Genomic DNA, 25,373 nt, shown 5'->3' on the forward strand with positions numbered 1-25,373 from the left:
TCTCGTTCGGTCTGGGTCAGACGACGGGCGGGCGCCCGGCCAGGGTCATCCGGCCGATCGTCAGCCACCCCATCGTGCGCGCGGCGCCGCAGTCGGACGTCCAGCCCTCGCGGACACCGGCGAACCACACCCGCAGCTGCCGGGGACGACGCCACCACCGCAGGGTCTGGATCGCGGCCCACGAGCCGACGTACAGGGGGCGCAGCGCCACGGGCAGGTTCCGGCGTGCCAGCCACACTCGGTTCCGGGCGTTCAGTCGGACGTACTCGGCGTGCCGGGCCGGGTCGATGGCCGGGTGGTGCGCGACCAGGTCGCCGTCGTACCAGGCCCGACGTCCGGCGTCCCACACGCGCCAGGCCAGCTCGATGCCCTCGTGCGCGTAGAAGTACGGTGCACCCCAGCCCCCCACGGCGCGGTACACGTCCATCGGCAGGACGACGGCGCCCTCCCACACCGAGAACACCGCCGACGACTCGGCCGGGTCGCCCTTGCGGATCCGCGGCACCCAGCGCAGCGGGTTGGCAGCGCCGGATGGGTCGACCACCCGCGGCTGCAGCAGGCCGAGCGACGGGTCGGCGGCGAAGCGTGCGATCGCGTCCCGCAGGAACGTCTCGGACGGCACGGACGCGTCGTCGTCCAGGAAGAACACGTAGTCGCCGTCGACCACGTCGGCACCGGCGTTCCGACCAGCGGGGATCCCCACGTTCTCGGGCAACGCCAGGGTCCGGACGCCGTCGGGCAGGCCGGTCGGTTCCCAGCCGTTGCCGACGCACACGACGTCGAGCTCGACGCCCTGTTGCGCGAGCACGCTCTCGAGCCCCCGGCGCAGGTCGTCCGGACGCGTCCCCTGCGACAGGCTCACCACGGCCACCCGCGGGTGGTCACGATGCGGCACCGCGTGCCGACGCGTCGTACCGGGCGTCACGCACGCACCCGCTTCGACGCCATGATCGCCACGAAGTGCCCCGCCGTCGCCAGGACCGCCAGCGGCAGGAGCGCTCCGACCAGGACCCGGTCGACCAGCGGATGACCGGCCACCAGACCGATCACCGCGAACACGAAGGCCAGCATCGACAGCTCGACCGAGTGGTACAGCCGGTGGAACGGCAGGAAGCGCGCAACCCGCCGCAACGACGCCAGACGACGGCCGGACGGTGCCGTCGAGGCATCGCGGCGGTCGACCAGCTTCTCGAGGCCCGAGTTCGCCCGGGCCACGTGCACCATGTCGTTGAGCGCCTTGTTGAGCACGATCACCAGGCCGAGCGCACACCCGATCGTGGTCCACATCCAGTCCGCACCGTGGATCGGCCATGTCGCTGCACGGACGCCGAGCGCGATCGGGATCAGCCCCTCGGTCGTGTAGTGCCCGACCTTGTCCAGGAACACCCCGGCCGGCGACCGCGTGCCACGCCACCGGGCGACCTCGCCGTCCGAGCAGTCGACGAGCATCTGCAGCTGGCCCAGCACGAGCGCCAGGGCCGCACCCCAGATCCCCGGGATCAGCAGCGCCGCGGCGACCGACCACCCCACCAGGATCATCAGGCCGGTGACCTGGTTCGCGCTCACCCGGGTCTTCAGCAGCACCCACGTCAGGTACGGCGAGACGTCGCGCAGGTACAGCGACGCCGTCCAGTGCTCGGCGTTCGCGCGCGACCGGACCTCGTCGGGCTGGGCGACCGCCCGCAGCTCGGCGATCGACGACGGGTGGGAGTAGCCGCGCCGGTCTGGGGCCGACTCGTACTGGGGCTCGGGCAAGGGCGTCACCGTCCGGTGTGGGTCGTCAGCTCAGAGGTCCGTGTCAGGAACCCGACGATGAACCCGACCCCCCAACCGATGTGGATGCAGGGCAGCACGACGAGTAGCCATGCGCGAGTGGGCAGGTCCGAGCGTCGTGCGACCACCAGGCCACCGACGACGACGAACACCAGGTACACGGCGGGGACGACGAAGCCGAGCATCGCCCAGGCGGCGCCGCTGCCGACGAGCGCGCCGACGACACCGACGATCCCGGCGACGAGTCCCAGCCCGAGTCCCGCCACCATCGCCGGAGGCACGAAGTACCGCAGACCGTTGTTCGCGGGGAACCGCCGAGCGAGCTCACCACGCCACAACCCCGTCGCGACGAACTGGCGGACCAGGCGCCGCAGGCTGGGCCGCGGCCGGTACGTCACGACCAGCTCGGGGGTGAACCACACCGTGCCGCCGGTCGAGCGCAGACGCCGGTTGAGCTCCCAGTCCTGGCCGCGCTTGATCCCCTCGTCGAACAGTCCGACGGCGAACAACCGATCGCGACGGAACACCCCGAGGTACGCGGTCTCGGCCGGCCCCGCCTGGCCGCCGACGTGGTGCGGTGTGCCACCGAGACCCACGCGGCTTCCGTACGCCAGGGCGACGGCCTTCTCGAACGGGCTGCGTCCCTCGGCGCGCATGATCCCACCGACGTTGTCGGCGCCGGACTCCTGCAGTGTGCGGACGGCGATGCGCGTGTAGTCCGGCGGCAGGACCGAGTGGGCGTCCACCCGCACCACGACGGGGTGCGTCGATGCCCGGATCGCGACGTTGAGCCCGGCGGGCGTGGACCCGACGACGTTCTCGACGGCACGGATGCGCGGGTCGGCCGCGCTCATCTCGGCGACGAGCTCGTTGGTGCCGTCGATCGAGGGCCCGAGCGCGAGCACCACCTCGAACGGCCCGGCGTAGTCCTGCTCGAGCAGACTGGCGACGGCGGCACGGACCTCGGTGACCTCGTTCAGCACGGGCATGACGTACGACACGCCCGGCAAGGGCTGTCCGTGTGTCTGCATGCGTTCCTCGGGGTCCTGGCGGTGAGCGACTCGCAGCCTATCAAGCGGGCGAGACCCGGACCTGCCGCCGCACTGGGCGCCGTCGGCGCACCCCGGGACGGACAGGAGGCCCGGTACCAGCTGGTACCGGGCCTCCTGTCCGTCGGTTCGAGCGTCAGCTCTTGCTGTCGTACGTCCCCAGGGTCACGTACGCCGTCCGCGACTGACCGTTGCGGATGTAGGTGATCTCGGTCTTCGCGCCGCCGGCGAAGTACCGGACCTGCGCGGTCAGGTCGGTCGCGTCCGACACGGTCGCGTCACCGATCTTGGTGACCACGTCGCCCTTCTGCAGACCGGCACCCGCTGCCGCGCCGCCCGACGAGACGGACTTGATGAGCGCACCCATCTGCGTGGCCTTGGCGTCCTCGTTGGCGTCGCCGACCGTCGCCCCGAGCAGGCCGTGCGTGGCCGAACCGTTGTCGATGATCTCGTTCGCGACACGCTTGACCAGGTTGGCGGGGATCGAGAACCCGACGCCGATGCTGCCGGACTGCGAGCCCGACGACTCCGAGCTGCTGCCCGCGCTGGCGATGGCGACGTTGATGCCGATCAGCTTGCCCTTGGAGTCCAGCAGCGCACCGCCGGAGTTGCCCGGGTTGATCGACGCGTCGGTCTGGATGACCGGCAGCGACACCGTCGCACTGGTGCCGGAGCTCGAACCGTTGTCGCCGTTGCCCCAGAAGTCGAACGGACCGCTGCCGTTGTTGCCCTGGCCCTCGTTGGAGTCGCCGCCCGAGTTCGGCGCGCTCGACGTGACCTGGATGCTGCGGTTGAGCGTCGAGACGATGCCGTCGGTGACGGTGTTCGACAGCCCGAGCGGTGCGCCGATCGCCACGGCCGTGTCGCCCACGTTGAGCTTCGACGAGTCGGCGAAGGTCATCGGCTTCATGTCGGTCGCGTCGATCTTGATGACCGCCAGGTCGACCGTCGGGTCCGTGCCGACGAGCTTGCCCGGGTAGATCTTGCCGTCGGACGTCGTGACCTGGATCGTGCCGCTCGAGCTGTCGCCGTCGAGCGTGACGACGTGCGTGTTCGTGACGATGTAGCCGTCCTTGCTCATGACGACACCCGACCCGGTGCCGGCCTCTTGCGAGGCGGAGACGTTGATCGTGACGACCGACGGCGTGGCCTGCGCCGCGACCGCGGTGACGACCGTGGCGGAGTTGTAGTCGTTGACCGTCAGGTTGCCGCCGCCGCTCGAGCCCGAGGAGCTCGTCGTCGTACCGCCACCGTTCGACGTCGCCGCGACCCAGCCGCCACCGGCCGCACCACCGACGAGCGCGCCGACGATGAGTCCGCCGACGAGCGGCAGGACGTACTTGTTGCGGGTGGACTTCGGCTTGGTCGCCGTCGCCGTGGCAGTCGAGCCGTTCGCTGCTGCGCCGGCGGCTGCCCCGCCGGCCGCGCCGGTGAAGTAGTAGCCGTTGGCCCGCTGGTCGGAGCCCTCGGTGTCGCCGAAGGCGCTCGACGTGGGTGCCGGAGCGGACTGCCCGTACTGGGTGCCCTGGTGGGCCTGGCTCTGGCCGTACTGGCTCTGCTGGCCGTACTGGCTCTGCTGGCCGTACTGGCTCTGCTGCCCGTACTGGCTGTCCTGGCCCTGACCGTACTGGCCGGACCCGTACTGGCTGTCCTGGCTGTCCTGGCTCTGACCGTACTGGCCGGACCCGTACTGGTTCTGCTGCCCGTACTGACCCTGCTGGCCGTACTGGCTGGTCTGCCCCTGGCCGTACTGGGAGTTCCCGTCCTGACCGTACGGCCCCTGGGCCGAGCCGTACTGGCTCGTCGGGTACTGGGCGGCATGGTCCTGAGCGGAGCCGTACTGGCTCGTCGGGTACTGGCCGGTCTGGTCTTGGCCGGAGCCGGCCTGCTGTCCGGAACCGGACTGCTGGTCGTACGCCGACGTCGGCGCCTGGGACGAGGCGGGCTGGGCGTACTCGCCGTAGCGGGGGCGAGCCTCCTGATCGGTCGTCGGGTACGGCGCCGTGTACTGGTCAGTGCGCTGGTCGTTCCCGAACTGCTCGATCGGGTACGACGACACGGGCTCGATCACGTCGGTGTGGTCGTCGTTGGTCTGGTCGGCGTCGGCGCGGTGGCCGGACGCGGTGTGGGAGTCGCTCGGCGTCGACGCTCCAGCGTCGCCCGCCTGCTGCGCGACATCGTCGGAGGCGGCCTCGGGGGTCGTGTCGTCCGGACGGTGGTCGTCGCCGTGCCCGTGGGGCGTGGTGTCGGTCATGCTGAACGTGCTCCTTTCAAGCTCCTGCAGTCTGTCGGACGCACCTGGGCGATGGTCCTGGCGGTGCTGCGAGAGCCCTATGGCGATCTTATGCGTCACCTGTGGACGCACTCCCGGCCCGCGTCCGGCCACGCACTAGGTTGGGTGCGTCCAGCGTGACGACTCGTCGGAGGGAACCACATGCGGCAGTCCGGACCATGGGTGCGCGCAGCGGCGGGAGCGATGCTGCTGGGTCCCGACGGCGTCCCGGCGCCGACCGTCTTCGCCGAGATGAGCGCCCTGGCGGCGAGCACCGGCGCGATCAACCTCGGACAGGGCTTCCCGGACGAGGACGGCCCCGCCGAGGTGCTCGAGGCCGCGGTTCGCGCGATCCGCGACGGCGTCAACCAGTACCCGCCGGGGCGCGGGACCCCCGACCTGCGTCGGGCGATCGCGGAGCACCAGCAGCGGTGGTACGGGCTGCAGGTCGATCCGGAGCGCGAGGTCCTGGTCACCGCCGGCGCCACCGAGGCCCTGGCCGCGACGCTCCTGGCGCTCGTCGAGCCCGGCGACGAGGTGATCACCTTGGAACCGTTCTACGACGCGTACGGAGCACTGATCGGTCTGGCAGGAGGACACCACGTGACCGTGCCGTTGACCGCCCCGGACTTCCTGCCGGACGAGGCGACCCTGCGGGCGGCGTTCTCCGACCGCACGCGCGTCGTCCTGGTGAACACACCGCACAACCCGACCGGACGGGTCCTGCCCACCGAGGTCCTGCGCACCGTCGTCGAACTCGCCGAACGCCACGATGCGGTCATCCTCACCGACGAGGTCTACGAACATCTGACGTTCGCCGTGCAGCACGTGCCGATCGCGACGCTGCCCGGAGCCCGCGACCGCACCGTCACCGTGTCGAGCGCCGGCAAGACGTTCAGCACCACCGGGTGGAAGATCGGGTGGCTGACCGCTCCCCCGGCACTCGTCGACGCGATCACCTCGGTCAAGCAGTTCCTGACGTACGTCAACGGTGCGCCGTTCCAGCCCGCTGTCGCTACCGGCCTGCGCCTGCCCGACGCCGTGTTCGCGGGCATCGCGGACGACCTGCGTGGCAAGCACGAGTTGCTCGCCGCAGGGTTGGGTGCGGCCGGTCTCGACGTGATGCGCCCGGACGGCGGCTACTTCGTCATCGCCGACGTCGCGCCGCTCGGCTTCGCGGACGCTCGAGCGTTCTGCCAGGAACTGCCCGCGCTGGCCGGTGTCGTCGGCGTCCCGGTGTCGGCGTTCGTCCGCCCCGAGCGCGCCGCCGGGTACCGGTCGCTCGTGCGGTTCGCGTTCTGCAAGCGTCGCAGCGTGCTCGAGGACGCCGCCGCTCGGTTGGCAGGCCTCAGCGACCCGTCACGTCGGGCGGGTCGTCCGGCCTGACCGGACCGTCACGTCCGGCGGGTCGTCCGGCCTGACCGGACCGTCACGTCGTACCGACGGAGTGACAGCGACGGGTTGACGCGCCGGACCCGGTCCGTCACGTCGGTGTCGACCACACCGACCAGGAGGCCCGGCTCACCTCCCAGCGCAGCCGTCGCCACCCCGGACGGATCGAGCAGGACGGTCCCACCGATCCCGACGGGCGGCGCCTGTCCCACCCCGAGCACCCAGGTGGTGTTCTCGATCGCGCGGGCGGTCAGCAGCGTGCGCCAGTGGTGTTCCTTGCCCGGACCACGCACCCACTCTGCGGGGAGCACCACGAGGTCGGCTGCGCCGGAGTCGGGCTCGACCAGACGACGGGTGACCTCGGGGAAGCGCAGGTCGTAGCAGGTCTCGAGGCCGATCCGGACGCCGTCCAGGTCGAACACGGGCAGCTGTTCGGGATCGCCGGGCTCGATGCGGTCGGACTCGCGCGAGCCGAACGCGTCGTAGAGGTGCACCTTCCGGTACGTGCAGCGCAGCTCGCCGGTCCGGTCGATCGCCACGAGGGTGTTCCGGAACCGGTCCGTCCGGCCCGCGGTCTCCGCGATGCCGACCACGAGTGCCAGACCGTGCTCGCGGGCGACCTGGCGGAGCCCCGTGACGAAGGGCCCGTCGAGCGGCTGCGCTGCCGCGACGAAGCGGTCGTCGATGTCCGCTGTGAAGTACGAGGTGTACTCGGGCGTGACGAGCAGCTGCGCACCGCGCGCCGCTGCGTCCCGTGCGGCCGTGCGGACCGTGTCGAGGTTCGCGTCCGGGTCGTCCACGGGGGCGAACTGGGCCGCCGCGATCGTGAGTGTCGCCATGCCCCGACCCTACCGAGGCCCCGTCACGCGGGACCGCCCGCCGCACCCCGCCCTGCCCTGCCCTGCCCTGCCCTGCCCCGCCCTGCGCGAACGGGCGAAATGCCCCGGTTCCGGATGGACGCACGCGGGCATTCCGCCCGCTCACGTGCTCGTCTCGGGGCAGGGGGCTGGACGACCCGCCGCCCGCCCGTGCCCACCGCCCGCCCCTGCCCACCGCCCCACGTCCCCGAGCGGGTAGAACCGCACGGTCCCCGCCATCCGCACGCCGACATTCCGCCCGCTCACGTCGGGGCACGTCGCGACACCGCCCCCGCCCACCCCCGCCGCCCGCCCATGTCCGCGAGCGGGCAGAACCGCACGGTCCCCCGCCTTCCGCACGCCGGTGTTTCGCCCGCTCGCGTGGGAACTCGGAGCACGGCGGAGCAATGCGGGGCGTGGAGCGCGAACGGGCGGAACCGCACAGTCCCCGTCGACGCGAACCACGGCATTTCGCCCGCTCGCGTGAGGACGCGGGGCGCAGGGAACGGCGGGCGCGGGTCACGCGGCACGGCGGGCACGGCGGGCACGGCGGGCACGGCGGGCGGGCGGATCCGCGCCAGTCGACGGGACGAGCGGCAGCGGGACCCGGGACCCGAGACCCGAGCGACGACGTGCCGGGGCGGTCAGACACCCGGGCACACGAAGAAGCCCCGGTCCGAATGGACCGGGGCTTCTGTGACGCGTTGGTTGCGGGGGCAGGATTTGAACCTACGACCTCTGGGTTATGAGCCCAGCGAGCTACCGAACTGCTCCACCCCGCGGCACGTCTGTAACACTACACGGGTTCGAGCGGGGCGCCAAATCGAGCGCCCCGCCCGAGGGTCAGTTGCCCGACCCGGTGCTGTCCTCGGCATCGACCGCGGCGTTGATCGCCTCTTGCAGCCGCTTGTCCGCCTCGGCCGCTGCGACCAGGTCGTTGTCGGCGTAGGCCTGCTGGCGGTCCTGCAGGGCAGCACTTGCGTCGGCCAGAGCCTGACGCAGTGCCGGGCTCTGCGTGCCTGAGCCAGTCGACCCCGAGCCCGTCGAACCCGAACCGGTGGAGCCGGAGTCGGTCGACCCGGAGCCACTCGAGCCCGAGTCCGAACCCGACGAGGACCCCGAGCCCGCGGCACCCGAGTCGCCGGCCGATGCACCCGAGTCGCCGCCGAACAGCTGGTTGAGCGCCTCGTCGAGGGTGTCCTCGAACGCGATCTTGTCGCCGAAGGCCACCAGGACCTTCTGCAGCAGGGGGTACGAGCCGCTCGACGTCGACTGGACGTAGACGGGCTGCACGTAGAGGAACCCACCGCCCACGGGCAGCGTCAGCAGGTTGCCCTGCTTCACCGTGCTGTTGCCGCGCTTCAGGATGTTCAGCTCCTGCGACACCGTGGTGTCCGAGTTGAACAGGTTCTGCACCTGGAGCGGGCCCGGGATGTTGTCCGTCTTCGGAATGGTCAACAGCGTGAGCTTGCCGTACCCGGACGAGCGTTTGCCCTTGCCGGCACCGCCGGCGTCCGAGTCCACGGCGAGGTACCCCGTCAGCACGTTCCGCGCGTTCGAGCCCGTCTGCTGCGGGATGTACGTCGTGTAGAGCGTGTACGCGGTCCCCTGCCCTGGGACCTTCATCGTCAGGTAGTACGGGTCCTGTTGGTCAGCCCGTGCCGCCGTCGTCTGGGTCCCCAGTGCGTTCGTCGTGGTGGTCGTGGTGGTGGACGCCGCGTCGCTGTCGTTCGAGCTCGCGGTGGGGTCGGACGGGGTGGTCCAGGCGTCGTCACCGGAGTAGAACGAGTTCGCGTTGGTGACGTGGTACGTGCCGAGGATCGACCGCTGCACCTTGAACAGGTCGGTCGGGTACCGGACGTGGTCCAGGAGTTCGGCGCTCATCTCGGAGACCGGCTTGATCGACGTCGGGAAGATCTTCTGCCACGTCTTCAGCATGGGGTCCTTGGTGTCCCAGCTGTAGAGCGTCACCTTGCCCGTGTAGGCGTCGACCGTGGCCTTCACCGAGTTGCGGATGTAGTTCACCTGGTCGGTGCGGAACGTCGAGTTCTCGGTGCCGTTGATGCTGTCCGACAGGCTCTGGCTCTGCGAGTACGGGTACGCGTCAGAGGTCGTGTAGCCGTCGACGATCCACTGCAGACGGTGGTCGACGATCGCCGGGTACGCGTCGCTGTCGAGCGTCAGGTACGGCGCGACCTTCTGCACACGGGTGAGCGGGTCGCGGTCGTACAGGATCTGCGAGTCCGGGTTCACCGCGTTCGACAGCAGGATCTGCTCGGACTGGAACTTGGCCGCGTAGACCAACCGGTTGAAGAAGTTGCCGATGCTCGGCCCGCCGTCGCCCTGGTAGGTCGTGGTCGCGTTGCCGCCGTTCGCCGCGTTCGAGCTGTCCGACCCCGACGGGTAGTCGAGCTCGACGTTCTTCGTGCCCTTCGGCGCGCCGACGATCGAGTACGGCGGTGAGGTCTCGCCGAAGTACACGCGCTGCTGGTAGTCGCCGAGCGCACCGGTCGAGGGGATGCCGGACTCGAGGAAGACGGGCTTGCCGTCGCTGGCACGCTGGTTGCCGTACGCCGCCGAGACGCCGTAGCCGTGCGTGTACACGAACGTGCGGTTGTACTGCGTGTTGGCCGCGCTGCTCAGTCCGTCGAGGTCGATGTCGCGCACCGCGATGACGGTGTCCTCGGTCTGGCCCTTGATGTCGTACCGGTCGACGTCGAGTTCCTTGGGGAACTGGTAGTACTGCCGCGACTGCTGCAGCTGGCTGAAGGTGTCGGAGACGATCTTCGGGTCGATCAGGCGGATGTTCGTGGTCGTCTGGGCGTCCTGCGCCAGAGCCCCGGAGGCGGTCTCGGTGGTGGCGTCGTAGTTCGACTCCTTGACCCCGGCGACGTCGTACGCGTCGCGGGTGGCGTCGATGTTGCGCTGGATGTACGCCGACTCGAACGACCGCTCGGACGGTGCGACCTGCAGGCGCTGCACGATCCACGGGTAGATGCCGCCGATGACGATGGCCGACACGAGCAGCAGCCCGGTGCCGACGATCGAGATGCGCCAGCGGCCGATCACCGCGGTCACGATGAACAGGATCGCGACGATCGCCGCGATGCCCGCCATGATCTCGCGACCCGGGATGGTCGCGTTCACCTCGGTGTACTGCGCACCCGTGATGAGCGAGTTGCTCTTGGTCAGGGCGGCGTACTGGTCGAGCCACAGGCTGACGGCCTGCAGGGCGATGTAGACCGCTGCGGTCACGGCGAGCTGCACGCGGGCGGCGCGGGAGATGCGGACCTCGCGCCCGCCGAACCGCATGGCGCCGTACAGGTAGCTGGCGGCAACGGCGGCGAGCCCGGCGATGAGCACCACGGCCGACGCGTACGCCACGACCGAGCGCCAGAACGGCAGTTCGAAGACGTAGAAGCCGATGTCGAGCCCGAACTGCGGGTCCGTCTTGCCGAACGGGGTCCGGTTGAAGTACTCGAGCACCATGCTCCAGCGCGGCGCCGTCGCGAGTCCCGCGAAGATGCCCAGGACGACCGGGATGCCGATCATCACGACGCGGCGGAGCGGCTCGATGACCTGCTGGTACCGGTCGAGCTGCGAGCCGAGCTTGGCGTAGACCGGCCGCAACCGGAACGCCAGCAGGATGCTGACGTACACCGGGATCGCCATGCCGAGGAAGCCGGCGAGGAACATCGCCGATCCTGCGAACCACCTGGTCGTGAGGACCTGCTGGAACCCGAGCTGCGCGAACCACTGGTAGTCCGTGTACAGGCTGGCGAAGATGAAGAAGGCGATCACCAGTGCCGCGAGCACGATGATCGTGACCACGATGGGGACGCGCGGCGAACGCCGTCCCGCGGTGGACGTGGTGGACGAGGGTGTCGTCACGTGATGTGCTCCAGACGTGTCGGACCGGCCGGCCCGGCGCACCGGGCCGTCAGTCCCACGATCCTATGGGACGCGGCCGACAGCCAACCTGTACCCGAACTCAGGAACGTGCCCCGGGCCTCCAGGCCGGACGGGAGGCGCGGCAGACTCCGCCACGCGACGCGCGTCACGCGGTCCCCGCCGTGCAGGCGGTGGTCAGGAACCGCAGGTCGCCAGACCGGCCGTGCTCTTCCCGCTCGCGACCGTCTGCAGGTCGGTGACCGCCTGGTCCAGGGTCTTCACGGCGTAGACGTCGAGCCCGTCGGGGACGTGCCCGACGACCTCGTCGCAGTTGGACGCGGGTGCCAGGAACACGGTCGCACCGGCGGCCTTCGCCCCGTAGAGCTTCTGGCGGATGCCGCCGATCGGGCCGACCTGGCCGTCCGCGGTGATGGTGCCGGTGCCCGCGACGTGCTTGCCGCCGTTGAGCTCGCCCGGCGTGATCTCGTCGATGATCCCGAGCGCGAACATCATGCCCGCGGACGGCCCGCCGACGTCCTGCAGCTTGATGGACACGTCGAACGGGAAGTCGTACCGCTCGACCACCCCGACACCGAGCAGCGGCGTGCCGCTCTGTTCGCGGGGGGTCACCTGCACGTCGCGCGAGGTGCCGTCGCGGGTGATCGTCACCGTGGCGGGCGAGGTCGTGCCGTGCTTCGCGACCAGGTCACGCAACGTGGTGGCGTCGGCATCGGTGGTGAGCGAGGTGCCGTCGAACGCGGTGATGACGTCGCCCTTGCGGATCGTGCCCTGTGCGGCGGTCCCCTGGCCGACGGTGCCGACCTCGAGCCTCGTCGGGACGCGGATGCCCTGCTGGATCATCGCGGCGGCGACGGCCGACTGCTGCGAGTTCGTCATGTCCGCCGCGTCCTGCTGGTTCACCTGCTCGGTGGTCGTGCCGGGCGGGTAGATCGCCGACGCGGGGACCACCGCCTGCGACTTCGTGAACAGCGCCCGGATGACGCTCGTCCAGGCCGGCCGCTGCGTGGCGGTGCCCTCGACGCTGACGGTCAGCATGTCGAGCGCGCCCGAGGTCGGGTAGGTCTTGCGGCCGTCGATCTGGATCAGCTCGACCTGCTTCGCGTCCTTGCCCGTGCCCTGCTGCTGCGTGCCGATCGTGTTGAAGACCGGTCCGGGCAGCTCGATGACGTAGGGGCTCGGCAGGACGCTCGCCACGATCGCGAGCACGACGGCACCGACGACCAGGACCCACCCGACGGTGCGGGAGCGGGAGCGACGACGGGGCTCGGGGGCGAAGCGGGTCAACGGGGTCCTTCCGAGGAACGGGACCGGGCCGCGCGGCCCGGTTGTTCGCCCTCGGCGCAGCCGGATGGGCGTTCCCACGGGGCCGTCCCAGGTGCGGCCCCACGAGCGGGGATTAGCGTAGTCGGCATGCCTGATGAACCGCAGCCGGGGCCGGACGACGACTTCCAGGAGATGCTCCGCAAGCTCCTCGCCGGCGAGGGGCAGATCGACCCCTCGCAGCTGGCCGGTGCCGCCGGACTGCCCAACGACCCGGCCTTCGTCGCGAACCTGATGAGCCAGCTCCAGCAGGCCGCGCAGAACGGTGGCGACGGCATCGACTTCTCGGTGACCGCCGAGCGCGCCGTCGACATCGCCGAGGACGGCTCGCACGGGGTCGACCCGGCCACCAGCCAGGCCAGTGACCAGGCGTTCCAGGTGGCCGCGCTGTGGCTCGACGAGGTCACCACCGTCGCCGAGCTCACCGCGACCCCCAGCCTGTACACGCGCGAACAGTGGGCGAAGGCGACCGCCCCGGTGTGGACGCAGATCGCCGAGCCGGTGGCCGCCAGCATCGCGGACGCCCTGACCGAGGCGATCGACCAGCGCGCACCCGAAGAGCTCAAGGCCATGCTCGGCGACGTCTCCAAGGCGATGCGCGGCGTCGGCGGTGCGCTGTTCGCGATCCAGCTCGGCCAGGTCGTCGGGCAGCTCGCGAAGGAAGTGGTGTCCGGTGGCGACGTGGGCGTCCCGCTGCTCGACGAGCAGGTGGCCGCGCTGCTGCCGCAGAACGTCGCGGAGTTCGCCGAGGGCCTCGACGTCCCCGACGACGAGGTCCGCATCTACCTGGCGGTCCGCGAACTCGCCCACGCCCGGCTCTTCCGGTCGGCACGCTGGCTCCGGCTGCACATCATCTCCTCGATCACCGAGTACGCCCGCGGCATCCACATCCCGTTCGACCGGGTCGAGGAACTGGCCGCCGACATCGACCCGACCGACCAGGAGCAGCTGCGTGACGCACTGGCGTCCGGTGCACTGATCCCGCCCCGCACTCCCGAGCAGGACGCCGCACTCGCCCGGCTCGAGACGATGCTCGCGCTGGTCGAGGGCTGGGTCGACACCGTCACGGCAGCGGCGACCGCCCGCCTGCCCCGCTCCGGTGCGATCGCCGAGACCGTGCGTCGCCGCCGTGCGGCCGGCGGCCCGGCCGAGTCCGCCTTCGCCACGCTGGTCGGTCTCGAACTCCGCCCGCGCCGACTGCGCGAGGCCGCGGCGATGTGGCAGCGCGTGACCGACGAGCTCGGTGCCGAGCAGCGCGACGGGCTGTGGGCCGCGTTCGACCTGGTCCCCGGCAGCGACGACATCGACGCGCCCGAGGCCCTGGTCGCCCGCCTGCGGAACCCGGGGCAGACCCCGGCCGACGACGAGTTCGACAAGGCGCTCGAGGACCTGCTCAACGACGCCACGGGGACGCGCCCGCACGAGGACGAGTCCGGTGGCATCGAGGGCGACGAGCCCGAGGCCGGCTCGGACAGCGCTCCGCGCTGATCGTCCCGGAGGCCCGCGGCGGTCCGTCCCCAGGGCGGCGGTCCCGCCGGTTCTCCACAGATCACCCCGAGGCTCCCCCGGCCGCCGGTCGCCTCCGGCACGGTGGAGCCATGGGCATCCGCATCGATCCGACACTCGAGCTCGTCTGGCGCGACCCGTCCACGGTGCAGCTCGGCGTGGATCCGCCGCGGGCCGTGGTCACGGTCCCGACCACGGCCGAGGAACGCTTCCTGCTGGCGCTGCGGACCGAGACGGGCCGCGACGCCATGGCCGGTGTCGCCACGAGCGTCGGGTGTCGTCCCGAGGTCGCGGCGCGCGTGCTCGGCGCCGCGTCGCCCGCGGTGCTCGACACGCTCCCCGAACCGCTCACCCGGATCGAGGTCCACGGGTCCGGGCCGGTGTCCGACGCCGTCGACGCGTACCTGACCGGCGAAGGCGTCACCGTGGTCCGCACCACCGCGCCACGCGGTGGTCCCGTCCGGCTGCCCGATCCGGAACCCCGCGCTGCCGTGCTCGTCGCCGACCACGTCGTCGATCCCGCGGTGCGCGCGACCTGGAGCCGCCGCGGGGTCCCGCACCTGCCCGTCGTCGTGAGCGACGGGCGGGTCCGGGTCGGGCCGTTCCTGGTCCCCGGTGCCGGGCCCTGCCTGCAGTGTCTCGAGTACGCCCACGTCGACGACGACCCCGCGTGGCCGGCCATCGCCGCGCAGGTCTGGGGGCGACCCGCCGCACCGCTCTCGCCCTACCGCACGGCCGCCGTCGCGGCGGCCGTCACCCGGCTCGTCGTCGAACGACTCCCCCGGACGACGACACCCGCGGGGGTCGACCAGCTCGTCTTCGAGCGGGACGACCTGTCCGTCACGCGTCGCCCGACGGCACCGCACCCGCGCTGCGCGTGTCGAGCGCTGCCAGGAACCGGCTCGGGCCCCGGGCACCTCCGCGCATGGACCCCTGTCGTGACCACGTGATCGTCACGGTGCGCCGTGCACGGGTCAGTCCGACGTAGAACAGCCGTCGTTCCTCGTCGACCTCGTCATCGGTGGTGGCGTGCGAGATCGGCAGCAGTCCCTCGGACGCCCCGGTGATCACCACGTTCGGCCACTCCAGGCCCTTCGACGAGTGCAGCGTCGCCAGCGTCACGGCGTCCAGGTCGGGCTCGTGGTGGGTCGCGGCGCGGTCGACCAGGTCCTGCGTGAACTCCTGCATCGTCGTGCCGGCGGGTGCGTCCTCGGCCAGGCCCATGATCGCCTGCAGGGCCTCCCACTGCTCGCGCACCGCTCCGGTGCCCTCGGGCGCAGTCGGGGTCCAGCCACTGACCTGCAGCACGAGCCCGACGCGGCGGGTGAGTTCGTCGTCGGTCTGCCGGATCGCCTCGCCCCGCATGTGGTGCACCGCGAGCTTGACCTCGGGCCGGTCGAAGAACCGAGTCCCGCCCTGCACCCGGTACGGGATCCCGTTCCGACCGAGCGCGGCCTCGAGCGCCGCGGACTGCGCCCCGACCCGGAACAACACGGCACAGTCGCCGTACGCCGCGCCCGCGCCGACCAGCTCGGTGATGTGCCGGGCGATGGTCTGCGCCTCGTCGCCGTCGTGCGCGCACGGCACCACGAAGGGTTCCGGTCCGGGCTCGGTGGACTGCGCCGCCAGGTCGAGCGCACCCGGCTGTCCGCGCATCAGGGCGTTGGCGGCGTGCACGACCTGGGGTGTCGACCGGTAGTTCCGTTCAAGACGCAGCACGGACCCGCGGGGGAACTCCGACCCGAAGCCGAGCAGGTACCGGCTGGACGCCCCGGCGAACGAGTAGATGGTCTGGCTGGCGTCCCCGACGACGCACAGGTCCTGCCGGCCGCCGAGCCAGGCCCGCAACAGGTCGTGCTGGACGGGTGAGACGTCCTGGTACTCGTCGACGACGAAGAACCGGTACTGCTGCCGGACGTAGCTCGCCACGCGCGGCTCGGACTCGACCATGCCGAGCGTCGCGAGCAGCACGTCCTCGAAGTCGATCTGCCGGCGGTCGTCCTTCAGCCGCTCGTACGCGCGCATCAGGTCGATGACCCGTGCCGGCGAGGTGTCCCTGGGCATCACCCGGTCGGCAGCAGCGGCCTCGTACTCGTCGAGGGTGAGTCGCTGCACCTTCCGCCACTCGACCTCGGCAGCCAGGTCGCGCAGCACGGGCTTGTCGACCCGCATGCCGACGGTGTCCGCCGCGTGCGCGATGATCCGCGCCTTGGACTCCACGATCCGGGGCGCGTGCCCGCCGACGGTGTCCGGCCAGAAGTAGCTGAGCTGACTCATCGCCGCGGCGTGGAACGTCCGGGCCTGCACCGCACCGGCTCCGAGCGCGCGGAGACGGCTGCGGAGCTCCCCAGCCGCTCGCGTGGTGAACGTCAACGCCAGGACGTGTCCGGGCGAGTAGGTGCCCGTCGCGACCCCGTACGCGATGCGGTGCGTGATCGCCCGGGTCTTGCCGGTACCGGCACCGGCCAGCACGGCGACCGGACCGAGCAGGGTCGTCGCGACGGTCCGCTGCTCGGCGTCGAGGGCGGCGAGCAGCGCCTCGGGCGACGGCGGCTGGGCCGGTGGTCGACCGGAGGGCGCCGGGGTCGACGGGGTCGACGGGGGCACCGGGGGCACCGGGGTCACCGGGGTCACGGCAGGTCCAGCGGGCCGCCGTACCACTCCTCGATGATCGCCCGCGCGATCGACGTCCGGCCCGGCAGCTGCAGCGTGTCACCGGCGCGGTCGCGGATGTCGTCGCGTGAGAACCACTGCACGTCGAGGATCTCGACACCGTCCGGGCGCACCGTCGACGGGTCGCCGTCGAGTGCACGGGCGCGGAACCCGACCATCAGCGATGCGGGGAACGGCCACGGCTGCGAGCCGAGGTACTCGGGCTCTTCGACGTGCACGCCGGACTCCTCGAACACCTCGCGGCGGACGGCGTCCTCGAGTGACTCTCCCGGCTCGACGAACCCGGCGAGCAGCGAGTAGCGGTCCTGGTCCCACGCGGCGTTCGAGCCGAGCAGGATCCGGTCGTCGCGGTCCACCACGCCGACGATCACGGCGGCGTCGGTGCGCGGGAACAGCTCGTGGCCCTGGTCGTCGCGGCGGACCCAACCGCCCGTCACGACCTCGGTGTCCGACCCCGTGCGCGGCGAGAACCCGTGCACCGCGTGCCAGTTCGCCATCGCGACGGCCTCGACCGCCAGGCCCTGGTCGCGTGCGGAGAGCTCGGTGCCGAACATGCGCAGGTTCTCCCACGCGGCGTCGTCCGGCTCGATCCGACGTGCGGTGTCGGCGTCGACCAGGGCGGCGGCGAACCGGGTGCCGGCGGGCGCATCGGCAGCGTCGGCCAGCGAGCGACCGAGGTACACCAGCGGAGCGGACTCGGGCACGTCGTCCGCGGCCACGAACCGCAGGGTGCCGTCGGCGTTCCGCAGCATCGCGGCGCCGTGCACCGGCAGGAACCGGGTGGCGGCATCGTCGCGCAGGACACGCCCGACGTCGGGGGTGGTGCGGAACTCGGCGTCGCGGTCGAGTTCGTTGCGGGCGAGCGGGAGGCGAGCGGCGAACTCCACGGTCACGTGGGACTCCTCGGGTCGGTGTCGTGTCGGGACCGGGCCGGTGGGAGTGGCCACGGCTGGATGTGGCCACGGCCTGGTGCGCACGGTGTGGCGCGCACGGTCTGGGTCCTCGGCGGACCTACCCTGAGGACATGGCGGGATCCCAGTTCACTCTAGCGGCGTTGGCGACGACGGCCGTGCCCGGACTCGTCGTCACGGGCACGCGCACCCTCGGTTCGATCGCCGCGGGCGACTACGAGTCCGCCGTGGTCCGACACGCCGACGGCGTCCACTCGGCCATCCGGCGTCCGCGCAACCAGCGGGCGGAAGCACGGCAGTCGGCCGACCTGGTCGCGATCCGTGCGCTGAGCGCCGGGATCCGGTCGCGCCTCCCGTTCGCCGTCGCCGAGTACCGCGGTCAGGCGCCCATCGGCTCGACCCGTGCCATCGTCACCAGCTACGTGCCGGGGACGCACCCGACCCTGCGGACGCTCGGCGAGCGTCCGGAGCTCGCCACCAGCGTGGGCCGCGCACTGGCCGCGGTCCACCAGCTGCCCACCAGCTTCGTCACCGACGCCGGTCTGCCCTCGCTCACGCCGTTCGAGGTGCTGCGTTCCGCCGTGTCCGTCATGGACCGCGCGGTCGCGACCAAGCTCGTGCCCGCCGCATTGCAGGAGCGCTGGGAGGGTGCCGCACGCGACCAGCAGCTCTGGCAGTTCACGCCGACCGTGGTGCACGGTTCCGTCGGCACCGAGGCGCTGCTCGTGCAGGGCGACGACGTCACCGGCGTCCTGGGCTGGGGCGAGCTCCGTCTGGGCGACCCTGCCAAGGACCTGGCCTGGGTGCTCGCCGGGCCGCGCGAGGCCTTCCCCACCGTCCTCAGCGCCTACGAGGCGAACGGCGGCGGCCGTGACCGGCAGCTCGCCCAGCGCGCTCGGGTGTACCACGAGCTCGAGACGGCGCAGTGGCTGCTGCACGGCGTGCAGGGCAAGAGCACCGAGGTCGTCGACGACGCCGTCGCGATGATGCACCGGCTGGTCGACGCGGTGCACGCGCCGTCGGCGGCGCCGCTGCAGTCGGTCTCGCCCGACACGATGGAGATCGGCGAGGTCGAGCAGCTGCTGTCGACGACCGAGCGCAAGCACGGCTGACGCCGTCCCGTCGGCCGGTCGTCCGGCGTTCCGGTCGTCCGGTCGTCCGATCGTCCCGACTGGAGGCCCGGTGCCGGTCCGCCACGTCCGTGCCACCCGGTGGGTCAGCCGACGGCCGCCGTCCAGGCCTGTTCGAGACCGGCACGGTCGAGCAGACTCGTGGGCCGCACCTCGAGGTCGTCGGCCACGAAGTAGAACACCGCGTCGACGTCCTGCACCGGGCGTCCGGTGAACTCGGCGTAGGCCACCCGGTACAGCGCGAGCTGCAACTGGCGGCGTTCCAGGTCCCGGGCTCCGGTGGGTGCCTTGCCGGTCTTCCAGTCGACGACCTCGAGCCGGCCGTCGATCGCGTAGACGGCGTCGAGCTTGCACACGACGCTGTGCCCGAGGAACGGGATGTGGATCTCACGCTCGACCTCGACCGGCGTGAGCTCGGCCCAGCGTGACCGGGCGAACGTCGCCTGGAACTCGCTGAGCCGGCGGGCGTCGTCGTCGCTCACCGCAGCGTCCGGCGTGGCTGCCGGACCGTCGTCGACGTCGAGGTCGAGTTCGCCGTCCCACGCGTCGAGCGTCTCGAGCGATCCCCCGGACCGGCCGCGTTGCTCGACCCACTGGTGGAACAGCGTGCCGAGCCGGGTCGCGCGGTAGGGCCGCTCCGGCATGGGGCGACGGAGCCGTTCGGCGACCTTGTCCGGTTCGGTCAGGTAGTCCTTGAACCCGGACGCGGGCACGCGGTGCGGCACGACGACCCGGTGCTTCGCCGAACGGGCGGCCCGGCGTTCGGCCAGCAACAGGTCGATGTCGGCCGCGAACCGTCCGGCAGCACCCGGGTTGGCGTTGCGGACGCGCTCGGCGGCGGCCAGCACACGCGGGGCCCGCTCGCCGTACGGCACGTGCGGCCAGCTCTGGGTCGCGCCGGCGTCGCCGAGCGGGTTGGTCTCGTGCTCGGTCGTCTCGGGCACCCGCGCGCCGTCGACCACGCCGGCGTCGACCAGGTCTGCCAGGTAGCGACTCGGCTGCATCGGCTTCACGCCGCCGGCCCAGAACGACCCACTGACCAGCAGCTCGTGCCGCGACCGTGTCAGTGCGACGTAGGTCAGGCGGCGTTCCTCGTCCTCGTTGCGGGCCTTCACCTCGTCCTTGTACGCCTCGATCGCGAGCGTGACGTCCTTCTGGGAGTCGTGACCACGCCAGTCGAGCCGTGGCAGCTCGTCGGCGTCGCCGCGGAACTCGTACGGCAGGCGACCGAACCCGAGCCATCCCGTCGAGCCTTCCTGCGGCCGGGCGGGCAGCGCGCCCTCGACCATCCGGGGGACGGCGACCGCGTCCCACTCGAGCCCCTTCGACCCGTGGATCGTCAGCACCTGCACCGTGCCGGCCTCGGGTTCCTCGGAACGCGGACCCATGTCGTCGCGGCGGGCTGCTGCGTCGATCCACCCGAGGAAGGCGCCCAGGTCGGCCCGGTCGTCGGTGGACACGAAGCCCGCGAGCTCGTCGACGAAGGCGTCGAGGTACGCGGCGCTGCCCTGCTCGTGCGCGGCGACCTCGATGTCCAGGTGCATCTCCTGCACCACGAGCGTCACGAAGTCGACCAGGTCACCGGCTGCGCGGGCGCGGAGTGCGGCCAGCTGCTGCCCGAGGCGTCGCATCCGGTCGCGGCCCGCCGGCGTGATGCCCTCGAGCGCGCCGTGGTCGTCCGGCGCGACGGCGACGAAGTCGAGCGCATCGACGACGGACCCGTGCTCGCCGACCGCGACCGAGGCCCGGAACGCCGCGGTGACTTCGTCGTCCAGGCGCTGCTGCGTGTGGTCCCGCTTGAACAACCACGACGCCAGGCCGTGCAGTGCGGCGATGTCCGCCGCGCCGACCCGCCACCGCGCGCCGGCGAGCAGCCGGATCAGGTCGTTGCCCGCGGCCGGGTCGTGCAGGACCCGCAGACACGCCACCAGGTCGACGATCTCCGGGCGCTGCAGCAGCCCGCCAGTGCCGAGCACGTGGAACGGGACCCCGAGGTGTGTGAACGCCCCGGTGAACGCCGCCAGGTCCTTGCGGGCACGCAGCAGCAGCGCCATCGAGCCACTCGGGTTGCGTCGGCGGTGGTCGGCGAACCACGCGGCGACGGCGGCGGCCTCGTCGGGCAGGGTCTCGGTGAACACGGCGTCCACGACACCCGCGGCGGCGCCGGGTCGTGGGGTGAGCCGCTCGACGTCGACCTCGCTGGCTGCGGAGAGCGGCGCGACGACCGCGTTGGCGCCGGCGAGCACGTCGACCGGGTTGCGCCAGCTCGTCGACAGCGCGAACGTGCGCGGTGCGCGGTCGGCACGTGTTCCGTCGCCGAAGTCGCGGGGGAAGCGGGCGAGGTTCGCGGCGCTGGCACCCCGGAACCCGTAGATCGACTGGTGCGGGTCCCCCACCGCCATGACGGGGTGTGCGCGGAACAGCCGGGCGAGGAACCGGGTCTGCACGACCGAGGTGTCCTGGTACTCGTCGAGCAGCACCACGCGGAACCGTGCCCGCAGCTCGTCGACCACACGCGGTGCCGCTTCGGCCGCGGCGAGTGCCAGGGCGATCTGGTCCGAGAACTCGACGAAGCCGCGGTCGACCTTCTGCCGACGGAACTCCTCGACCAGGTCGGTGAGGGGTTCGAGCGCGCCGATCGCTGCCACCGCCTGGGTGATCGCGGCGTAGGGCTTGCCGCGGTTGCCGGGCAGGTCGAGCAGGCCGGAGAACTCGATCGCGAACTGCCGCAGCCGGGCCGGTTCGACCAGGTGCTCGGACGCGGCCCCGGCGAGCGCGACGACCGCGGCGGTGATGGTGTCGACGTTGCGGTCGAGTCCGGCCAGCCGGTCGTCGCGCGCGGCCACCACGACCCGTCGGGCCAGTTGCCACGCGGACGGCTCGGTCAGCACCTGGGACTCCCCGTCGCGCCCGACGAGCAGGGCGTTCTCGCGGAAGACGCTGTTGGCGAAGGCGTTGTAGGTCGACACGGTCGGCGCTTCGAAGGCGTCGCCGGGGGTGATCAGGCCGGCGTCCTCGAGCGCGCCGATCCGGTCGTTGATCCGGATCGAGAGCTCACCGGCGGCCTTGCGGGTGAAGGTCAGTCCGAGCACCTGGTCGGGGCGCACGGCTCCGTTCGCCAGCAACCAGACCACGCGCGACGCCATCGTCTCGGTCTTGCCGCTGCCCGCGCCGGCGACGACCAGGGCCGGAGCGAGCGGCGACTCGATCACGGCGCGCTGCTGCTCGGTGGGACGGGGCCGGCCGAGGGCGTCGGCGATCGCGTCGGCACCGTACCGGGGTGGTGCGCCGGCGACGACGTCCGTCTGGGTCAGGAGCTCGTCGGTCACCAGGTCACCTCTCCCACGACGTGGATGCGGCACTCCACACCCGTACGCGCCTTCTCGCAGTGGTCGTCGACGTTCGCCACGAAGGTCCGTCCGGCCATGCCACGGGCGACGGTGTGCAGGCGCTCGCGGTAGGCCTCACGCGCCTGGGGGTCGAACGCGTGCTGCGTGCGCTCGGAGTAGGCCTGCCCGCTCCGCGGGTTCTGGACGAAGACGAGCCGGGCGTCGGTCATGGGTGCGCCGGCGGGGACACCCTCGACCGCGCCGTCCTCGACCGCGAGCTGGTACGCGCCGAGCTGCGGGTGCTCGGGCATGTCGTTCTTCTCACTCGGCATCCAGCGCCCCGTCTTCAGGTCGACGACACTGACCCGGCCCTCGGGGTCGACCTCGATCCGGTCGATGCTGCCGCGGATGCGCGCCGGTCCGGTGACGAGCGCGAACGAGGTCTCGGCGCCGAGCAGCTGGCGACCGGCGCTGGCGAAGGTCCGCAGGTAGTCGCTCAGCCCCTCGATCATGCGGCGGGTGCGGGCACGTTCGCGGTCGGCGATCCACGGTGACTCGAAGGTGAGTTCGCCCCAGCGCGCTTCGACACTGGCCCACAGGGACTCGACGTCGATCGCGGTCGCGTGCTCCATCGCCTCGTGCACGATCGTGCCGATGCCCATCGCGGGGCTCGGCGCACCACCGCCGAAGGTCTGCACGAACCAGTGCACGGGGCACTCCTCGAAGGTGCCGATGCGCGACGGTGACACGGCCACGGTCGGCGGGGTCGGTTCACCGGTGACCGGGTCGTCGACCGGCGCGCCGTCGAGGTCGACCAGCGGGTCGTCCGTGGTGGGTTCGACCGTGCCGTACCAGTCGTCCGGCGAGGCCCCGGGCACCTCGGCCTGGGCGAGCCGTGCCAGCGCGGATGCGGCCTCGTGGTCACCGGTGGTCACCACCCGCCGACGGAGCGACCCGGCGAGTCCACGCAGCGACAGGGGGTGCGCCGAGGGCTGCCGGTCGGGAGGCATCGGTACCAACCGGACGAAGGGTGACGGCGATTCGTCGTCGTTGGCGATCGTGCCGATGACCACCTGCGTCGTGGCGCGCGAGACGGCCCGGGCGAACAGCCGGAGTTCGTCGGCGACCACGGCGGCGCGGTCGTCGACCGGGACGTGGTCGATGCCCTGTGCCGCGCGGACCAGACCGTCCGGGTCCAGCAGGCTGCCGCGCACGCGGGTGTTCGGCCACACGCCGTCCTGCAGCCCGAGCACGACCACCACGTCGGTCTCGAGACCGATCGTCGCCGAGGGCGTGAGCACCCGGACACGCCCGGCCGTGCGGTCCGGGCCGATGCTGTCCTCGGGCAGGTCGGCGCCGAGCAGGTCGTCGACGAACACCCGTGCCGGAGCGTCGGGCGTGCGCTCGACGAAGCGCTTGGCCGCGGTGAACAGCCCGACCACGGCGTCGAGGTGCCGGTCGGCCTCGCCCGCGCCGACCCCACCGGCCGCGGACTGTCCGCCCCAGACTCCCGCCAGCCCGCTGCGTTCCCACAGCCCCCAGAGGATCTCCTCGATGCTGGCGCCGGACTCGGCATCCGTGCGTGCCTGCACCAGGCTGCGTGCCAGCCGGGTCGCACGCCGGGCGAAGGCGGCGTCGACCGTGGCCAGCCGTTCCGGGGCGCCGAGCGCGTCGACCAGCAGTTCGTCGGCCGTCCGGGTGCCGTCGCCGGCCAGTTCCTCGCGCCGCAGGGCGAGCCGCAGCCGGCGCATGGCCAGGGTGTCGAGCCCGCCGAGCGGTCCGGTGGCGAACGCGGTCGCGAGCGCGGCGTCGAGCGGCACCACGCCGAGCGCGACCGCGGCGGCGTCGATGAGTGCCCGTGCGGCGGAGTCGTCGCGGGGCCGGGTCGGAGCGGCTCCGGCGGTGGCGGGGACCTCGGCCACCGAGAGCGCACGGACCAGCTCGGGTATGGCCGCGCCGCTGCGGGTGACGACCACCATCCGGTGCCACGGGACCCCGTCGAGCAGGTGGTGTTCACGCAGCCGACGGGCCACGGCGACGACGAGTGCCGATCGGCTGCCCGCTTCGAGGTGCAGCACCGCGTCCGGGCGGCCGTCGGTGTCGACGGCGACCGCGGTGCGCTGCCGACCGGCAGCCGCGGCGCCGACACGTGCGGTCACCGCGGACACGAGTGCGCGGATCGCCGCCGGGTGCCGGTGCACGGTACCGAGGACGACGTCCTGCACACGGTCCACCCCGAGCCGGACAGCGAGCCGCCCGAGCACGTCGGGTTCGGCGCCGCGGAACGCCGACGCCGCGATGTCCGGATCGCCGAAGGCCACGACCTGCACCCCCGACCGGGCCAGGGCACCGAGCAGGGCGATCTCGCCCTCGACCAGCTCTTGCGTGTCGTCGACGACCACGAGCCGGAGTGCCGCGACCGACGGGGGGACCTGACCGCGCAGCACTGCAGCCGTGGCGAAGGCGACGAGCTCGGCGGCGTCGAGGCTGGTCGTGCGGAAGGCCGTGAGCGCCGCGCGGTACTCGTCCACCAGGTCGCCGACCGCCCGCCACTCGGGTCGGCCGTGGTCGTCGGCGAGTTCACGCATGTCGTCGGGTTCGACCCCGGCGGCGACGCTGCGCATCATGACGTCGCGCAGCGCGGTGCGGAACCCCGCGCGCTCGCGGACCACCGCTGTGATGGGGTCGGGCCACGCGGGGCCGGCGCCGTCGGTCTCGTGGCCCGCGAGCAGGTCGGCGAGGATGCGGTCCTGCTCGCCGCCGGTCAGCAGCGTCGGTGCGGGCTGCCCCTGTTCGGCGGCCGCGTGGGCGACGATCTGGAACGCCAGCGAGTTCACCGTGCGGGCGAGCGCGCCCGGGGTCACGCGCGGTGCGGACACGGCGAGCTGGTCGCGCAGCGCCGTGGCAGCGGCGCGCGCCGACGTCAGCGCCAGGACGGACGCGTGTCCGTCGGGGCTGAGCGCATCGGCACGACGGAGCCGGGCAGCGACGAGCCGCGCGAGCGTCGACGTCTTGCCGGTCCCCGGTGCGCCGATCACCGCCGCGTGCACCCCGTCGGGCAGGTCGAGCACGGACTGTTGCGCGGGGTCCGCCAGCAGGGCTCGCGCCACGCCCGTCGGCGCGGGAGCGGGCGTCAGCGTGGTCTGTGGCACGTGGGTACCGTACCGAGCGCGGCCGACATCGCTCAGCGCCCCTCCGTGCGCCCGCGGCGAACGCCACACGACCCCGTGGACCCGCTCGGATATGGTG

General features: G+C 72.2%; 15 protein-coding genes and 1 tRNA gene. 4 read left to right on the forward strand and 12 right to left on the reverse strand.

Annotation, left to right across the window (positions count from 1 at the left end):
• Positions 1-16: 16 nt before the first annotated feature.
• The 4 genes from MT346_RS03135 to MT346_RS03150 form a co-directional block, all read right to left on the reverse strand.
• Positions 17-865 (reverse strand): glycosyltransferase family 2 protein, encoded by an 849-nt coding sequence (locus MT346_RS03135; protein ID WP_374202498.1) that lies wholly within the window; start codon positions 863-865, stop codon positions 17-19.
• A gap of 56 nt (positions 866-921) precedes the next feature.
• Positions 922-1,755, reverse strand: coding sequence for a CDP-alcohol phosphatidyltransferase family protein (locus tag MT346_RS03140; protein ID WP_243561295.1), 834 nt, complete (start codon positions 1,753-1,755; stop codon positions 922-924).
• A 5-nt stretch (positions 1,756-1,760) separates the two neighbouring features.
• Complete coding sequence (locus MT346_RS03145) at positions 1,761-2,804, reverse strand: glycosyltransferase family 2 protein (RefSeq protein ID WP_243561296.1); 1,044 nt, start codon at positions 2,802-2,804, stop codon at positions 1,761-1,763.
• Positions 2,805-2,958: 154 nt separating this feature from the next.
• Positions 2,959-5,076 carry a trypsin-like peptidase domain-containing protein gene (locus MT346_RS03150; protein WP_243561297.1) on the reverse strand — a complete coding sequence of 706 codons (2,118 nt, stop codon included), beginning with the start codon at positions 5,074-5,076 and terminating at the stop codon, positions 2,959-2,961.
• Between the two features lie 180 nt (positions 5,077-5,256).
• On the opposite strand from MT346_RS03150, the gene MT346_RS03155 reads away from it, so the two are divergent.
• On the forward strand, positions 5,257-6,480 hold the full coding sequence (locus MT346_RS03155; RefSeq protein ID WP_243561298.1) for an aminotransferase class I/II-fold pyridoxal phosphate-dependent enzyme: 1,224 nt from the start codon (positions 5,257-5,259) through the stop codon (positions 6,478-6,480).
• Between the two features lie 8 nt (positions 6,481-6,488).
• Here MT346_RS03155 and MT346_RS03160 read toward each other — a convergent pair whose 3' ends face one another.
• The 4 genes from MT346_RS03160 to MT346_RS03175 all read right to left on the reverse strand — a co-directional run bounded on the left by MT346_RS03160 (position 6,489) and on the right by MT346_RS03175 (position 12,539).
• Entirely contained in the window at positions 6,489-7,325 is an 837-nt protein-coding gene (locus MT346_RS03160; protein WP_243561299.1) for a carbon-nitrogen hydrolase family protein, read from the reverse strand.
• Positions 7,326-8,048: 723 nt separating this feature from the next.
• Positions 8,049-8,125 (reverse strand) — tRNA-Met (locus MT346_RS03165).
• Between the two features lie 61 nt (positions 8,126-8,186).
• Entirely contained in the window at positions 8,187-11,234 is a 3,048-nt protein-coding gene (locus tag MT346_RS03170; protein ID WP_374202496.1) for a UPF0182 family protein, read from the reverse strand.
• A 195-nt stretch (positions 11,235-11,429) separates the two neighbouring features.
• Entirely contained in the window at positions 11,430-12,539 is a 1,110-nt protein-coding gene (locus MT346_RS03175; protein WP_243561300.1) for a PDZ domain-containing protein, read from the reverse strand.
• A 126-nt stretch (positions 12,540-12,665) separates the two neighbouring features.
• On the opposite strand from MT346_RS03175, the gene MT346_RS03180 reads away from it, so the two are divergent.
• Both MT346_RS03180 and MT346_RS03185 read left to right on the forward strand, forming a co-directional pair.
• On the forward strand, positions 12,666-14,063 hold the full coding sequence (locus MT346_RS03180; protein WP_243561301.1) for a zinc-dependent metalloprotease: 1,398 nt from the start codon (positions 12,666-12,668) through the stop codon (positions 14,061-14,063).
• Between the two features lie 110 nt (positions 14,064-14,173).
• A complete protein-coding gene (locus MT346_RS03185; protein ID WP_243561302.1) occupies positions 14,174-15,031 on the forward strand; it encodes a TOMM precursor leader peptide-binding protein in 858 nt (285 codons plus the stop codon).
• Here MT346_RS03185 and MT346_RS03190 read toward each other — a convergent pair.
• Complete coding sequence (locus MT346_RS03190) at positions 14,922-16,706, reverse strand: ATP-dependent helicase (RefSeq protein ID WP_243561303.1); 1,785 nt, start codon at positions 16,704-16,706, stop codon at positions 14,922-14,924. The two genes, MT346_RS03185 and MT346_RS03190, sit on opposite strands and share 110 nt — an antisense overlap.
• 5 nt (positions 16,707-16,711) lie before the next feature.
• Positions 16,712-17,647 carry an NAD(+) diphosphatase gene (gene nudC / locus MT346_RS03195; protein ID WP_243561304.1) on the reverse strand — a complete coding sequence of 312 codons (936 nt, stop codon included), beginning with the start codon at positions 17,645-17,647 and terminating at the stop codon, positions 16,712-16,714.
• Between the two features lie 131 nt (positions 17,648-17,778).
• Here nudC and MT346_RS03200 point away from each other — a divergent pair, with 131 nt between their 5' ends.
• Positions 17,779-18,777: a phosphotransferase gene (locus MT346_RS03200; protein WP_243561305.1), complete on the forward strand. Its 999-nt coding sequence runs from the start codon at positions 17,779-17,781 to the stop codon at positions 18,775-18,777.
• 104 nt (positions 18,778-18,881) lie between these two features.
• Here the strand turns inward: MT346_RS03200 and MT346_RS03205 are convergent, their stop codons facing one another.
• Complete coding sequence (locus tag MT346_RS03205) at positions 18,882-22,124, reverse strand: ATP-dependent DNA helicase (RefSeq protein ID WP_243561306.1); 3,243 nt, start codon at positions 22,122-22,124, stop codon at positions 18,882-18,884.
• Positions 22,121-25,276, reverse strand: coding sequence for a UrvD/REP family ATP-dependent DNA helicase (locus tag MT346_RS03210; protein ID WP_243561307.1), 3,156 nt, complete (start codon positions 25,274-25,276; stop codon positions 22,121-22,123). Before MT346_RS03210 ends, MT346_RS03205 begins: the two co-directional genes overlap by 4 nt.
• Positions 25,277-25,373: the final 97 nt, after the last annotated feature.

It is taken from the genome of Curtobacterium sp. VKM Ac-2922 (assembly GCF_022815645.1).
GTDB lineage: Bacteria > Actinomycetota > Actinomycetes > Actinomycetales > Microbacteriaceae > Curtobacterium.